The following is a 16,171-nucleotide window of genomic DNA, read 5'->3' on the forward strand; positions in this document are numbered from 1 at the left end:
AGTCGTTCTGACACGCTCATTTTGAGGTTGTATGGGTATGCGATGGGCGAAGGCGTGAGCGAAATTCTCGAGGCGTGACATCGGTCAGCGATTTAAATACTTTTGAGAACGAGCTGACATCTCGATAACCCACCCCCATTCCAATTGTTTTAATACTGTCTTGGGTATTAGCTAAACAGTGTTTTGCGGCTTCAACCCGAAGTCGTTGTAAATAGCGAGACGGCAGTTCACCTGTTGCTTTTTGAAAGCGGCGAATGAAGGTGCGTTTACTCATACCAATTTGTTTGGCTAGATGCTGCAGCTCCAAGCTTTCGGTATAACGTTCGTCGAGCCAGTCCTGCGCTCGATGAATGCCCACATCTCTGTGTTGCCGAAAACCTGCGATATTAATCAGGTTTACATCATTGGTTCGACGGCTATCAAAGCTAATGTCTCTGGCCAAACTTGCGGCTAGAGAGGGGCCACAAAATTTTTCCAACAGATGCATACTTAGGTCCATAGAGGCATTTTGGCCATTTGAGCTGTAGATACCTTCATGCTCTACACTTGCTTGGTTAGCCTGCCATTGAATATCAGGATAACGCTGTTCAAATTCTCGCAGGTGACGCCAATAGGTGGTCGCTCGGCCTCCATTCAATATACCGGCCTCTGCAGCCCAAAAAATACCGCTGTTAATTCCAGCGATGCGCGCACCTTGAGCATATTGCTGCGCCAGCCAAGGTGGAATGTCAGGATGTTGCTGAGTGACCTGTTCGAAATCCCCCCAGTAGTGGGCAAGTATAATAAGATCATAAGATTGCTCGCCTATCATCGTATCGCCATTGATTGAATGGCCACCATATAGCTGGACTGGTTGCTTGTCTGAACTGAGCAAATCACAGTGGAATTGCTGATCCTTGGGTTGACGTAAATTAGCGCTGTGAAACAATTCCAATGAGCTAAAAACTGTAGAAGCCCAGGCACCATTATAGATCAATAAGGCAACTCGCCATTTTGCATCAGACATGATTTTCGACACTTGAATAATTTTCTCCGGGGCACTTTCTATTTTAACTAAACTATTTTGACACATATACCGTATTAAGTGGCACTTTACCCTAAGTACAATGCAAAAGAAGGGGCGTAAAGTAGTGGCCTACTTGGGGTCAGTCCCGAGATGAACAATCGATAGAGGAAATACAAAGTGGATATTACATTTTCAGCTGAGGAATTGGCTTTTAGAGACCAAGTGCGTGCATTTTTGTCTGAGTCTTGGACTGAAGATTTAGCGTCGCGTATAAACGGTCGTAGTGGCGATTACAAAGCAGCACAAATTGAATGGCAGAATAAACTCAGTGCAAAAGGATGGCTTGCTCCGGGTTGGCCTGTTGAACATGGTGGTGTGGATTGGTCGGTGACCGAAAACTTTATTTTTGAAACGGAACGTTCACTAGCTGGTATTCCTGATGTGGTGCCATTTGGCTTAAAAATGGTGGCCCCGGTTATTTATGACTTTGGTAACGACGAACAGAAAAAGCGTTTCTTACCGCGCATTCTTAAAAACCAAGATTGGTGGTGTCAAGGTTATTCAGAACCTGGTGCAGGTTCAGACCTAGCGGCATTAAAAACCAAAGCAGAATTAGATGGCGATGACTACATCGTAACAGGGGCCAAAATTTGGACGACTTACGCACAGTATTCTGATTGGATTTTCTGCTTGGTTCGCACCGACTCTTCTGGCAAACGCCAAGACGGTATTACCTTCCTATTGATTGATATGAGTACTCCTGGTGTTTCGGTTAATAAGATTTCTTCTATTGACGATCACCATAGTCTTAATGAAGTTGTGTTTGACAATGTGCGTGTTCCTACTGCAAATCGCATTGGCGAGGAAGGCAAAGGTTGGACTTATGCCAAGGCTTTATTGGCTCACGAACGTACCTCTATAGCAGCCGTTGCGGATTCTAAGCGTAAGCTGCGCGAGCTTCGGGATTTACTTGCTCAAGAAGTGAGCGGTGGACGCCCTCTTAGCGAAGATACCCAGTTTCAGAATCGTCTTTCTAATACTGAAATTGAGCTGATGGCCCTAGAATATACAGAGCTACGAGTGTTGGCCTCAACAGCAGACGGCAAAGGGCCGGGCGTTGAGTCTTCACTGCTAAAAATCAAAGGTACTGAAATTCAACAAGGGATCCAGCAGATGTATATGGATTTAGCCGGATACTACAGTGGTGTGATCCACGGCGAAGATACTGCAGAAACCATTGGCCACGCTTTTGGACACTCAGCGAGACAAGCTTATATGTACGGACGAGCAGCCACGATTTACGGTGGTTCAAACGAAGTACAGAAAAATATTACCGCTAAATACGTATTGGGCCTTTAATTATGAATTTTAATTTATCCGAAGAACAAAATATGCTCAAAGACAGTGTCGCGCGCTTTGTGCGAGACGAATATGACTTTGATAGCCGCCGCGCTAATGCCGCCAGTGAGTTAGGCTTTAACCCTGCTAACTGGCAAATGTTTGCTGAACTGGGTTGGCTTTCTATTCCTTTCGACGAAGCCCATGGCGGTTTTGGCGGCGGTGCCACTGAAGTGATGGCAGTGATGGAAGAGATGGGTAAAGGTTTAGTGGTCGAGCCCTTTGTTGCAACCGTATTAATGTTTGGTGGTTTGCTAAATAAAAGCGGTAACGCTGCCTTACAAGATGCCAATATTGAAAAAATCATCGACGGCTCACTGCAAGGTTCATTTGCCTACTTAGAACGTCAAAGCCGTTTTGAATTGGCCGACGTGAAAACCCAAGCTAAACGTGACGGAGCTGATTTTGTCCTTAACGGCGAAAAGACCGTGGTGTCTAACGGCATGGCCGCCAATAAAGTGGTGGTGTCTGCGAGAACTTCAGGTGAACAGTGTGATGAAGCGGGTATTACACTGTTTCTGATTGATACCGACGCACCGGGTGTAGAGCGAACTTCTTACCGCCTGATGGACGGACAATTAGTTGCAAACATCAAACTCACCGATGTGCGTGTTGTTGGTGATCACGTTTTAGGGGATGTTGATAAAGGCTACACACTGATTGAGGCAGTGGTGGGTGACGTCATTATCGCTTTGTGTGCAGAAGCCATGGGCATTATGCAAAAACTCAACACCACCACGATTGAATACACCAAGACACGACAACAATTTGGTGTGGCTATTAGTAGCTTTCAGGCATTGCAGCATCGCATGGTTGATATGTTTATGGCCGGTGAACAAGCGAAGTCAATTTTGTACCGTGCAGTGTGTGCTGCAGAAAGTGGTGCAGAAGATTTGCCCAAAAACATTGCAGCGTTAAAAGTGATGATTGGGCGTAACGGTAAGTTGATTGGCGATGAAGCCATTCAATTACACGGCGGCATGGGCTTGACAGACGAGCTTGATGTAGGTCATTTCGTTAAGCGTTTGATGATGATCAACACCACTTTTGGTGATGCCGATTTTCAACAGAAAAAGTTTAACCGACTAACTTATTCTGACTAATCAGGTGTTTAGTTTGATAAAAATGTCTAAACGTTAATCCAAGCTCTAATGAGATGGTCATCTTAATTTGATCATCTCATTTACTTAATTCACCTCACCTCAAATATTTGTTACTTAATTTCAACTACTTATTAATCCACTAAATCTTCCAAAATAAATCTACCTAGTATCAAGACCCAGGCTCGTATGATGAGTTATTTGATAAGCTCTTCAATAACCTATCTTAAGCCCAGATAAAAACCCTACTTCTAGATTATTAATACAGAAGCATTTTCCAACCTGTCGCAGTTGTGGTCCAAGCTAACTTAATCCTTAGGGTAAAAAAATCGATACGTGTTATACAAGATATGTTTTCTGTGGGGCGCTTTAATTCTCAATTTCTTTATACGGGTACTGATGTCGCTTATTTAAGTTTGTAAGTTTTAGATGCACAGCTTCAACCCCACTGATTAGTAACCTATGCAACTTTTGGAGTTCATATGAAGAATATCTTGGCCATCATCACACTAGCGGTTTTTGTCTCTGGCTGCTCCCAAACCGCTCTAGAAGATCCCGTTCAACCAAAGCAGGTTGCTGTTGTTAGCGGTTGGCAAGTCAATTTCATAGATGAGTTTGACACCTTTAACCCAGAAAACTGGCAAGACCAAATGTTATGGGTGAATAACGAAGACCAATGTTATGTGCCTGATAATCAGTTTAATACTCGAGAAGTCAGCAATGGGACCCTAAAAATACGAGTGATTGACCTTGGTGAAAAACGTCCTTGTGACAACCTCAATAAACAAGGTCAACAACATCACGATACACAATATGTGGCTGGTCGTATTGCCTCAAAAAACCTTAAAGAGTTTGTTAAAGGTAAATGGACTGCCAGATTAAAAGTGGAAAATAGTGGTCAAACTGGGATGTTTCCGGCGTGGTGGTTGTTAGGGGCTTTAAACAATGAACCCCCCGTGCAAGAAGCCGATGAAATTGTATGTTGGCCCATGACAGGCTCAGGTGAAATCGACATCTTTGAACATCATAGTGATGGTGGCCCTGATCACTATGCAGCCCGGGCAATTACTAGTCTGGGTTATTGTGATGGTGGTGATTGGCAGGCACTCATGTTGGTGCAAGCCGCCACTCTGGGTGAGTACCATGATTATTCAGTAGAGTTGCTTGGTAATGACATTATTTTCCGCCTTGATGGAGTAGAAGTGTATCGTAATAACAAGGACGAAGATCAATTCCCGGAGCCCTTATTCGCTATCCTAAATTTTGCTAAGATTAATGACTCTCCCATGACCCAAAACTGGACCATGGAAGTGGACTGGGTGAAACACGAAGTCTGGAAATAAACAAACGCTCTTCAGTAACCTCAAGTTTGCCTGATAATTTTTCAGTTAGATAATTTGGCTATTGCATAGCAAATCTGATATTCGTTTTTACGCCCACTTTAGTTTTGTGTTTGATATTAAGGTCTGCCAAAAAAAACATGCCTGAATTCATCATCGATATTTAACAAATATGATATACAAACTGCCTTTGCTCTATACAATAACCGCGATTAACACACATTCAACTTAGAGTATTAAAAAGGGCATCCCTTGAAGATTTTTAACACTATTAATCGAAACAGTTTGAAGGGAGATATTTTAGGGGGCTTAACTGCCGCTATCGTGTCCTTACCTTTGGCTTTAGCATTCGGTTTAGCCTCAGGAGCAGGGCCAGAAGCAGGTCTGTATGGAGCCATTATTATAGGCTTTTTTGCGGCACTATTTGGCGGTACCCCTACATTAATATCAGAGCCCACAGGTCCTATGACAGTGATCATGGCAGCTGTGGTGACGGCTATGGTCGCGCGCTATCCTGATACGGGTTTAGCCATGGCATTTACCGTAGTTATGATTGCGGGGGTCACCCAAATATTATTTGGCGTATTGAAGTTAGGTAAATACATTACCTTGATGCCCTATAGCGTGATCAGCGGCTTTATGTCAGGCATTGGTTGTATATTAATCATCATGCAGTTTGCACCTGCGGTGGGAGTGACAGCTCCGTCTGGTGGCGTTACCGGAGCGATAATCGCTTTTCCAGAGACCTTACGTCATATCAGTATTACGGAGTTGGGTATGGCCCTAGGCACCCTGCTCTTAATCTTATTTACACCCCGTAAAGTGAAACAGTGGGTGCCACCACAATTGATTGCGCTGGTGGTTATTTCGTTAATCTCAGTGTTTTTACTGACCGACCCAGATATAAAACGTATCGGCGAAATTGACGTCAGTTTGCCTTCATTAGTATTCCCTACTTTTACCCCTGAATTATTACAAACTATGATACTAGATGGCATTGTGCTGGGTATGCTGGGTTGTATTGATTCGATGTTAACTTCAGTCATTGCTGACAACCTCACGCGCAGTGAGCACAAATCAGATAAAGAACTGATTGGCCAAGGTTTAGGTAATTTGTTCTCAGGTTTGTTTGGTGGTTTGCCAGGTGCGGGGGCAACCATGGGTACAGTGGTGAATATCCAAACTGGGGCCAAATCGGCCTTGTCAGGTCTTATCCGTGTGTTCATATTAATTGTGGCTGTATTTGGTGCATCTGGCCTCATCTCGGTTATTCCTATCGCTGTGCTGGCGGGCATTGCTATCAAGGTGGGCATAGATATTCTGGATTGGAGTTTTATTAAACGCGCCCATAAAACATCCAAGCAAACCAGTTACATCATGTACGCGGTATTGCTGCTGACAGTCTTTGTTGATTTGGTTGTTGCCGTAGGGATTGGGGTATTTATTGCGAATATTATTACGATTGAAAAACTCAGTGCTTCACAAGCCAAAAATATTAAAGCTATAAGTGATGTTGACGGTCGATTACCCCTTAATAAAGAGCAACGCTCGCTGCTGAATAAAGCCCAAGGACAAATCCTGTATTTTTACTTAAGTGGGACTATGATTTTTGGTGTATCAAAAGCCCTCTCCAGAGAGCTTGGAAGTTTGGGTGATCACCATGCTTTAATTGTAGATTTAAGCGATGTTTCTTTTTTAGATGACACTATCGCTCTGACTATCGAAAATTTGATAAAAGATGCACAAGAACTTGATAAACAAGTGGTGATGCTGGTGAATAAGCCCCGCACCAAAGACAAACTAATGCACTTGGGTTTTGAAACCCTACTGACCGATGCTGACTTTGTATATGACCGCACCCAAGCGTTAACCTTAGCTCATCAAAAACTTCACAATGCCGGTGTTTTAATTGATTGAGCTAGGTAACCTAACCTGATTTTGGGATAAGCCATACCGTTCAGTACCGCTATTACTGCGCCAATCTTCGTTGAACTTGCTGTACAAGCATATTAAAGTTTGAAACTGAAACCCCATGAAACCCGCGATTTTGTATATTTAGTTTTTGCCCAAATTATGTAATGTTTGTAACTAGGAAAAGCCAAAGTTTAAACTTGGGGTTTTGTTTAACAACATACGTTTTAGTCATTATGGCTTCGATTATTTTCTTTTTTACGAATTATCTGACTATCTGAAGGTAACTGCGCAATCTTTCTTTTTTTGGGTTATGTCGTTTATCTGTCTTTCTCTGGTTTTAGTTGTTTCAGTTGAAGGGTATATTAAACTGTGTATCGCCTTCAAGAAATCGACAAAATCCGCAAAAGAAAAAGTTAAGAGCTTTTTTAAACGATTTTTTGCGGTTAAAAACTTTAGCAGTGAGCGGCCTTTCTTGCTTACTTCTTTTGGCTGTTGAAAAGAAGTCAGTCAGACAATATGGATGTTGTTTGAAGAAAGGCATGGATGCCGGTGTGCGAAGCACATTTTTGACTATCAAATTTAATCGAATCTGACAGTTCAAGGAATCAACATCTCTTGACCCTATCGATTTGCTGACCCTATCGATTAGGAGCGTCCATATATGTCTTGTTAAATAGCATTAACGATGTCTGTCTTCTTTATACCATCAGACTATATTGAGCGAAAAAAACCATCATACGATTAATCAACGTTGACTGACGGCAATGAATTCCGGACATTCAGCCCAAGCACCACCTCAGATAAGTCTGTTTGAATAAAAGCCGTTCATCATCATAAACAAAAGCATTATTCAAAACTGGTTAGCACAACAGTGGGAGGCGCTTTTTTTTAATTCTGAATTATGTAAAAACAGTTGATTAATAGACGAAAAATAACCGAGTTTCACTCCCTCAAGGATATAAAAGAGAGGTAAATACGGAAAATATGAGGCACCATGTATTTTGATTTTATGAAAAATGACGTTTTATTTTACCTATACTCTTAAAGCTAGCAATCCGTTCTATTGTCCAAACGCTGCCAACTGAACCCACGAAAATCAATGCTATTCGGGCAATAATTTCGGCTTTTAGCACTTTGTGCAGTAGTGCTATTAAGGCAAACAACAAAACTGGGATATCTCGAAGTTATCGATTCGCCGTCCTTACAAAACTAAAGCTTCTCAACACCCACTTGGCCTGACTAAAAAAGAACAGCAAGTTTTGGTGTTACTAGCAAAAGGCGAGAATAGCAAAGAAATTTCCCTTCAGTTGTCTCGCTCACTACGAACGGTTGAACATCATGTTACTTGATTTTTAACCAAACTTAATGCACCAAACCGCATGGCTGTATTGTTGCGAGTGCAAAACGAACCATGGTTGTTGCCGGAATAAGAGCAGAAGCTGGCATAATTAGGAAGCGTAAAAGGCGCAACTAAGCTACCAAGAAGACTCGTTACTGAAGCCTAATTGGTGAGCACGCTGTGCCTTAGTTTACGTTAATACTGGATACCGGCCGTAAGACAGCATTCCATTCTAGTTTCCGCCACATCCTTGTCGTCGGTTCCTGGCATAAGCTTGGGAAAGCCGTATTTATTCATAATTGCAGGAATGTCTTTTTCCTTATGTGAACCATAAAGTACAGGCTCACCTTTTTTATTATAGTACTTTGCGTTAACTTTCATCAGACTTAACTGAAACTCTTCACGCAGGCCTTGTAAATCAAGTCGCTGCGCTTCCGTTAATACCGGTCTTCCTGCTTTCACCCATTCTGCTCTCAATACTTTCATTTTAGGAGGCAATTGGTCTTCCGGGATTAAAAATTCGTACTCACAATCATAGATTAAAGTGGTACTGTGTGGTCTATAAAACAATAGATCTGCCATTTTAGTGTAGATCAAATCAGTGGGCCAGCAAAGCGGTACGCTACCTTCAGTTAGTTTAGCCTCTTCAATCTCTGAAATCAGCTTATCGCCAAGTTTATCAATGATAAAGCCAATCGGCCCGCCTTCTTTCTTGAGCAATCGCTGAATTATATCTTCGATACCTTTAACGGCACCAGTTAGGTATTTGACCCCTTTTTCTCCAAGCGCTTCAGCTATCGTTTCTTCCACTACTGTATCGTTTGAGGCCGGTGGCCTTACGCGAATAATAAAGGGCACAGGGTCTGTGTCGATCATCATATGTAATACGCTATGGTCAGAGGTATGAACAATCGCAGCATTCCAGATCACTATTGCTAGCACTTTAGTCAACACTTCTTTATCACAGATCGCTATCTCATCTGGAAACAAAGGCATATATTTTGATATCTCATGTGCCCAACGTTGGATCTCAAGCCAAATAATATCTTCTTGTTCTGGGGAGCTTGTTGGATCTGGTAACTTGTTTACAAAATCTCTCACAAAACTCAAAATTGGCGTGTAATAGTCTTTCAAATACTCACCGTATCGTGACGCATCAAGTCCAATAAACGACTTGATGGGGCCACCTTCCAGATTATCGGGGTCCATAATTTCATCAGGATCGAGGCTGAAACCATAACGTGGGTAAGAGGTGTTGTTGCCGTCCCAATAGTATTTTGATCCAGCCCAACTAAATGGAATTAGTTTTCGAATTTCTTCACCATTGGCAACAACCGGGCTCCATGGATACCAGGTATTACGGTTAATGATTGAGCGTTCTCCTTCCAATACCACGTTGTCGACGGGTAAGGTCAAACGAAAATGCGGCATCAGTAATTGCTGAACAGGGTGCCAGCGAGGAAATACCGACTTGGTAATTGCGTTTATGGTATCGGAGGGAAAGTGCACCTTAATATGGTCAACTAGATTAATTCTGTGGATTGCACCTTGCAGTACAAAATATTTCGCCAACCACCACGCAGACGATGACTGGTGCTTCTTCGCGTCAAAAACAAGATTTTCGTTGAACTCATATTTACCTTTGTCGTTCTTGTCTGCAAGTGCAATGGCGACCAATTCGTAGTTCCATTTAGTATCGTCAGTGAGTGGCAGTTTTCGACGCACAATCGCAATTGCGGGCGCAACATACTCACCTTCCCAAGGTTTTTCCACTACTCGCATACAAGATTGGTCAGATTTCAAGTATTGATAATTAGCATCGTCTTTTACTCCAAACAAAGCTTCATCAGCAGGATCAAGCAGCCCTAAATATTTGCTGTATAGGCTCTCTGTGATGAGTTCTGTGAAGTGTGTATCAGTTAATGGTGCATAACCTGCAATCCCATATTTCTCGAATCTATCGCGTGCGAATTCCGCACTTTTAAACCCAAATGGCGATGGATGCTTTTCGGTGCCTAGTGCGTTTTGCGTGTAGTAGTTACCTACATTTTCTTGCCAGTCTGCCCGTTCTTCATCAGGAAGGTTTGAGACGGTAGGCGCCTGACCATAGGGATAGTCGAATGACGTTTCTGGCCATGGTTCATTGTTTGGGTATAAAAATTCGTCGGTTCGGTATTGCATACCTAAAGTTTGTCTTTGACGTGCATAGAAGTGAGAAAAGTTGTTAGTAGTCATTATTCTGTCCCTTTTATTTATTGCTAGATCTTCAATTAAATATCTTCAGTCAGTTCAACTGCCTTTTTGCGAATCATACTTATTGTGATTAATAGCTTTAGCGCAACCGTGCGCTAGTAATAATACGACTAAATTTATTGCTCTTATTCCCTATACGAATTCTTCGGAAAATTTATGAACTTTGCCAGCCGCTATGGTGCCATCGCCGTCTCTCAGTTCTTGCGTGGCTTGCTCGATTGTTTCTCGCGCCGCGCTTTTGTCTGTGAGAGCTTGAAATTCTACCAAATCAGCCAAACTCTTTATTCCCCAGCCAAACATGCCTCTTGTCTCAGCTAGGTGAATACTTTCACACCAGTATTTTATAGCATCCTTTGCCTGTCCACTTGCTGCACAAAGCTTCGCTTTACATCGGTAAAGTTCGCTTTCTGCCCAACGTTCGTTAGTATCTTCCACCAGCTTAAATGCCTGATCAAGAACTGTTTTAGCTTTTTCAAGTTGACCTGACTTTACGCATGCTTGAGCAAGTAGCGTTAGCCAACATGGAACATAGGCCTGCGAACCAATGCTCTGCCAGGCTACTATACTTTGTTCAACTTGCTTTGTGCCCATTTCCAATTCGCCACTGTTGCAAAGGATAAGACCATCGATCGCATTGCTCTGTATCTGGAATGCGAGTAAACCGTATTCTTCCGCTAAACATCTAAGTTCAGGACTGAGTTTAGCTACCGTAACAAAATCATCGGCAAAGACTGCTTGCCATGCTTTCATTGCAAGGCAAAAACCTCTTGTTTGAGGATGCTTGAATTGTGTATTGCTTAGACTCAATGCCTCAGTATACTCTTCTACTGCGGCTTGATTGCCAACCAAATAATAGGTCCATAATAGGAACACTTGCGCCATCACGTTAGGGTCTTGGCCATAGATAAAAGCATGGTCGCCGTGCAAATTAGGCTCATAAGTTTCCCTGCATCTGAGTAGGTTTTTCTCTGCCTCACCCAAGCGTCCTAAATAGAAGTTACTTAAGCCTAGTAACATTTCTACTTCCACCTGCATATTGCAAACAGGATCTGCGTTATCGTTTATTAGTGTCTGCATGTCCAATGCAGTTTTATGCGATTTTTCATGCTGTCCGTTGACCATATAATAAGTACAGACACTAAACAGTGCTAAAAAGCGCGACGCTACATCAGTGACAGACTCACACAAGGTGAGGGCTCTCTGACCTACTTCTGCAATTTCATCAGAGCTATATCCAAAAAGAGCAATTATTGATGGGATTTTTTGAGTCTGAATATCTAGTTCTAATTTGTTCCGCTCGCCATTTTCGGGCAACTTGGATAAAACCTGCAACGCATTAGTGCATAGTTGGTGCGATTCTTGATCTGCAGAAGCTCTGCGTGCCACCGCTGCAGCCTTCAACCAATAATGAATAGCTTTATGTTGATTCTCGCTAGTTCCTGGAGCGTTGGAATAGTGCAGCGCGACTACCTCTGGATGAGGTGTCCACAGACCTGAAAATATACTTTCTAAGGAATGTGCCACACATAAGTGATAGCTTTCGCGAGTAGATTTGAGCATCGACACGTAAGCCGCTTCCTGAAGTAATGCGTGTTTAAACAAATAGCTTGATGTTTCTCCGCTACCTCGACAACTAATCAATTCAAGTTTTACCAGCTCACCGAGATGTTCATGAATTTGCTCTGAGGTTAAGTCTGTATTTGCCTTTAGTAGTGTATAGCTAAACTCCCGGCCAATAATAGAACCTAGGTTTAGCAACTGCTTAGCAGCACCTAAATGATGAAGCCGTGCGCTTAAAGATTCCTGTAATGTGTTTGGAATCACCAGTGAAACTTTATCATCTGGTCCCTTCGATTCTAGAGCTTGAAGTACCGACTTTGTATATTCCTCAATAAATAAAGGTACACCATCTGACTTCGCAACAATTGCCTCCCGCACGTCATCATTAATAATACCTGTCGAATCTATAGAGAGTGCCAACTGATTTGCTTGAGCGGCAGTCAGACGTTTTATATTCAATAAGCTAACGTGAGAATAATCTGTCCATGCGGTTTTGAACTGCGGCCGGAACGTGATTAACACTAACAACGACTCAGTAGGCGATTGTGCGAGCAGAAGGTCTAAAAATTCAACGCTTGTGGAATCAGCCCAATGCACGTCTTCTACCAAAATATAAGTTGGTGTTGTTGCTACCTCCTTGATGATAATTTGTAGCAACGCTTGCAGCAATAATTGCTTTTGTTTTCCGGGCTCAACCCCAATAATTTCTTGTTCGCACTCTATTGACAACATTTGTGCAATCAATGGCAGGTATTGATGTGTAGACAGCTCATTAGCTATTAAAAGCTCTCTAAGCTTCTCTATTTTTTTGTCATGTTCGTCTGCTTCATCGAACTGCAAAATACTATGTGAGAATAAATTAGCGACAGGGTAGAGTGTAGAGTTGTTGTGGTAAGACGAGCATTGCAGAATTAACGTTCGTACATTTTCTTCGATCGCAATTTTTGAGCTAATCGCGTTGACTAAGGTGGACTTTCCGTTGCCTGCATCGCCGCGCAACAATACTACTTGGCCATTACCTTCTTTCGCCATTAACCAGCTTTCATCCAACAAGTCCATTTCGCGCTCGCGGCCAATCATCAGATGGCTATTTAGGGTCAACTTCGATCCTTGAATTCCTATTTCTTCGGGTCTATACACCTGAATGGGTTCTGAGCCACCTGGCATCTGAATAGTTTGGACCATTTTACATTCGAGCTTGCCTTTCAGCATTTGGAAAACATCATGGCTCAGATTGGTCTCATTAGCAGCACTACCAAGTTGCAGCGTAGACACTAATTTTAATACCGAACCAATGTTGCTAACCCACTTATTGACAGTCTTGTCTGCTAGTTCTTCTACAATACCAAAGCCGCAATGTAGGGCAAGATTAAGTTGAATCTGAATTCCATTATTCTCGGCATGACTTTTATTAAAAACCTTCAGGTACTTCATCATCTCTTGTGAAGCTACTACTGCTCGCAGAGCATCATCTTCATGAGCAACTCGTACACCAAAGTAAGCAGTAACTAGCTCTGTGTCGTTAGCGGCAAGATAGCCTTCATATTTCTCAACAATATTTGTAAATTCAGCAACGATATCAGGCAAAACTCTGCGAAACTGTTCCTGATGATCTTCAGTGCCATGAGCATCAATTGGAGAAATAGCACATTGGACCACGGTTATCATCCGACGTTCTGGGTCACTTGTTTGCAGTGGCTCAGGTACTTCTTCCCGCTCTTTTTCGTCCAATAAATGTTCAGTTTTTTCTATTTGCTGTATAGGTTCGGCATCTTTGGTAAGGAAAATGCCCGCCCTAGTGATATCAAAAAACCATGCCATGAGCATTACAACTGGCGATGCAGCGTAAACGGTAATGATGAGTGCTTGTAATATCCACGCCGGGGCTTCAAATGCAGTTAGGATGACATTGGCGACTTCAATCACTATCCAAGAGGAGATAATATAAGCCACAGCGGTCGACAAGACGCGACGACGTTTGGCCTCAAAGTAGAGTCCGCTAGGTTTCTTTTTAGCATCGATTTTATTCGACACAGTAGTATCTTTATCAGATTGTGGTTCTTCTGATTTACTCATAATTCCATTTGGTTTATCCACATATTATGAATCAAGATTACTCTAGTCAATCACACCATTCAAGAGAATTTGCCTGCGGGGTTGTTCGTTTACCATCCATTTGTCCCTTAAACATTACCAACGCTCAATGACTGGTTATGGCACAAACCCGTCGGACAGCGGGTTTTATTTAGTTGTGCGAGTTTCAAACATTAATTCCCAGTTTCAAACTTTAATATGCTCGTACACTTGCTCTCAATAGCTGGCTATTCCTTCACAAGCTCGCCTCGATAAACACAGTAATATCAGCACTGGATGCATTAAATACCTTAGCAAATCAGTTGTTACGTCCTAACGTACTGTTTTTATTAAAAATATTTTTAGGATCGCGGCACGTCTTAACCCAAGTTCAGGTTAGGTAACAAAATCATTGGGGATGAAAGTAATATCGAATAACAAAGGTAAATTGGAATAATAAAGGTTGGTGCTGTGTTGAAGTGATCTTGATCTTTGCTTGCAGGGTATAATTTGGCATGATTTTAGCATTATTTATTATCCGGAATATTGATGAAATATTTAGTTTTACTTAGTTTTAGCCTCTTGTTCAGTCCGATGTTATTGGCTCAATGGTCTGCTGGAGTGGCGACCATCTTTCCGTCTAATCCATACGCAGGAACAGATACCGAAATAAAGGTATTACCCATCATCACTTACGAAGGAAAAAGGTTCAGTTGGCGTGGCCCCTCTTTGGCCTACAAACTCAGCGGATTGGAGCGGGGAGAGCCGTCATTTGCATTGAGTTTAAATTTGGCACCTAATGAGCTTGATACTAACGATAGCGATAGATTGAACGGTATAAAAGATCGTGATTTTTCGTTTATGTTGGGTGTTAATTATAGTCATCCCCTCGATTTTGCGACCGTATCTATTTCATTGGAAACAGATATCTCTAACAAGCATCAAGGTCAGCGCGCAGTTGTTGGGTTGCAAAGAACACTTTTTACTCACCCAAAACGTAAGTGGATGATTAACCTTGGAGCAGAATTGGAATATTTGTCTGCTGATTATGCTGACTATTATTTTGGTGTTGATGCAGACGAGCAAAATAATTCTGTTTACTCACAATACCAAGTAGGCAGTGTGCTTCCGCTAGGGGTTACGTTGGGCGGTTATTATCAAATAAACAAGCAATGGAATATGGTGGCAAATTTACGCTGGCAATCTCTTCCTAGTGATGTGAAAAATAGTCCAATTGTGGATGGAAGCAGTGCGGTTAATGGTTTTTTTGGGTTACTTTACGCTTTTTAAGCTAATTGTTTATAAGCTGTTTTTTAAACTATTGATATTTAAAATATGTGATTTAGACAGTAAATAAGGTTTGTAACCTGTTTACATCTTATAGATGCGCGACCCAAAAATAAATTTAATAGAAATATAACAGAAGGGTGTAAAATGAAAATTATATTATCAATATTGACATCAATATTTGTGACTGGGTGTTCAGTTGTGGTCCAAAGTGATGTGGAAACAGCTCCCTATACTCTTCTAAAAACCGACGAGGCTCAGAAAATTGAAGTGCGTAACTATGATTCAATGGTATTGGTGTCTACTAGTATGTCCAGTGAAAGTGGTAACAGCGCATTTAGAAAATTGTTCAGCTATATTACCGGCGATAATGAAGGGGCAACAGAAATTGCTATGACGGCTCCCGTCATTATGAACGATAAAAAAGACGTGAAAAAAGACGTGAGAAAGGACGCAACAAAAGGCGCAGAAATATCGATGACTGCACCTGTGTTTATGAAGGACAGTGCCGACAACTCGATGATGTCATTCGTGATGCCAAAAGATTTCACATTAGCCACAACGCCTAAACCCACTAACCCTGAAGTATATGTGAGTGAGCTCAAAGATTATAAAGTGGCTAGCATTCAATTTAGTGGAACGTTGAGTGACAGTAACGTAGAAAAATACACCCGCATCCTTAAAACTTGGATGACTGAAAATGGTTACGAGGCTATCAGTGAGCCAGTAAAAGCTGGCTACAATGGACCTTTAACGTTACCTATGTGGCGTCGCAATGAAATGTTAATTGAGGTTAGATAAATTTATTTAATTGTTATCCAGACTGTTACCCAGACAACCATTGTAAATGTTCAAAAGTACCTAAACATTAAATTGAATTAACATCGCTGTCTGTGTAGTA

Annotated in this window: 10 protein-coding genes; 7 read left to right on the plus strand and 3 right to left on the minus strand. The window is 42.0% G+C overall.

Annotated features, from left to right (window positions below; translation table 11 throughout):
• Window positions 1-16: 16 nt before the first annotated feature.
• Window positions 17-1,006 (minus strand): GlxA family transcriptional regulator, encoded by a 990-nt coding sequence (locus CXF95_RS06215; RefSeq protein WP_101197980.1) that lies wholly within the window; start codon window positions 1,004-1,006, stop codon window positions 17-19.
• A 177-nt stretch (window positions 1,007-1,183) separates the two neighbouring features.
• On the opposite strand from CXF95_RS06215, the gene CXF95_RS06220 reads away from it, so the two are divergent.
• The 5 genes from CXF95_RS06220 (at window position 1,184) to CXF95_RS30440 (ending at window position 8,107) form a co-directional block, all read left to right on the plus strand.
• Window positions 1,184-2,365, plus strand: coding sequence for an acyl-CoA dehydrogenase family protein (locus CXF95_RS06220; RefSeq protein WP_101197856.1), 1,182 nt, complete (start codon window positions 1,184-1,186; stop codon window positions 2,363-2,365).
• 2 nt (window positions 2,366-2,367) lie between these two features.
• Entirely contained in the window at window positions 2,368-3,507 is a 1,140-nt protein-coding gene (locus CXF95_RS06225; RefSeq protein ID WP_101197857.1) for an acyl-CoA dehydrogenase family protein, read from the plus strand.
• Between the two features lie 479 nt (window positions 3,508-3,986).
• Entirely contained in the window at window positions 3,987-4,847 is an 861-nt protein-coding gene (locus tag CXF95_RS06230; protein WP_101197858.1) for a family 16 glycosylhydrolase, read from the plus strand.
• A gap of 249 nt (window positions 4,848-5,096) precedes the next feature.
• Window positions 5,097-6,761, plus strand: a complete 1,665-nt coding sequence (locus CXF95_RS06235) for a SulP family inorganic anion transporter (RefSeq protein WP_101197859.1) — start codon at window positions 5,097-5,099, stop codon at window positions 6,759-6,761.
• A 1,232-nt stretch (window positions 6,762-7,993) separates the two neighbouring features.
• The gene (locus CXF95_RS30440; protein WP_255418901.1) at window positions 7,994-8,107 is read left to right on the plus strand and encodes a LuxR C-terminal-related transcriptional regulator; all 114 of its coding nucleotides are present in this window, start codon (window positions 7,994-7,996) and stop codon (window positions 8,105-8,107) included.
• A 185-nt stretch (window positions 8,108-8,292) separates the two neighbouring features.
• Here CXF95_RS30440 and CXF95_RS06250 read toward each other — a convergent pair whose 3' ends face one another.
• Both CXF95_RS06250 and CXF95_RS06255 read right to left on the minus strand, forming a co-directional pair.
• A complete protein-coding gene (locus CXF95_RS06250) occupies window positions 8,293-10,332 on the minus strand; it encodes a lipoxygenase family protein (RefSeq protein WP_101197862.1) in 2,040 nt (679 codons plus the stop codon).
• A 150-nt stretch (window positions 10,333-10,482) separates the two neighbouring features.
• Window positions 10,483-13,986 carry an AAA family ATPase gene (locus CXF95_RS06255; protein ID WP_101197863.1) on the minus strand — a complete coding sequence of 1,168 codons (3,504 nt, stop codon included), beginning with the start codon at window positions 13,984-13,986 and terminating at the stop codon, window positions 10,483-10,485.
• Window positions 13,987-14,532: 546 nt separating this feature from the next.
• Between CXF95_RS06255 and CXF95_RS06260 the strand changes: the two genes are divergently transcribed.
• Together CXF95_RS06260 and CXF95_RS06265 are read left to right on the plus strand one after the other, a co-directional pair.
• Window positions 14,533-15,273 (plus strand): MipA/OmpV family protein, encoded by a 741-nt coding sequence (locus CXF95_RS06260; protein WP_101197864.1) that lies wholly within the window; start codon window positions 14,533-14,535, stop codon window positions 15,271-15,273.
• Between the two features lie 144 nt (window positions 15,274-15,417).
• Window positions 15,418-16,071: a heme-binding protein gene (locus CXF95_RS06265; protein WP_198556510.1), complete on the plus strand. Its 654-nt coding sequence runs from the start codon at window positions 15,418-15,420 to the stop codon at window positions 16,069-16,071.
• The last annotated feature ends 100 nt before the right edge of the window (window positions 16,072-16,171 follow it).

The organism is Paraglaciecola sp. MB-3u-78, assembly GCF_002835935.1.
Classification (GTDB): Bacteria; Pseudomonadota; Gammaproteobacteria; order Enterobacterales; family Alteromonadaceae; genus Paraglaciecola.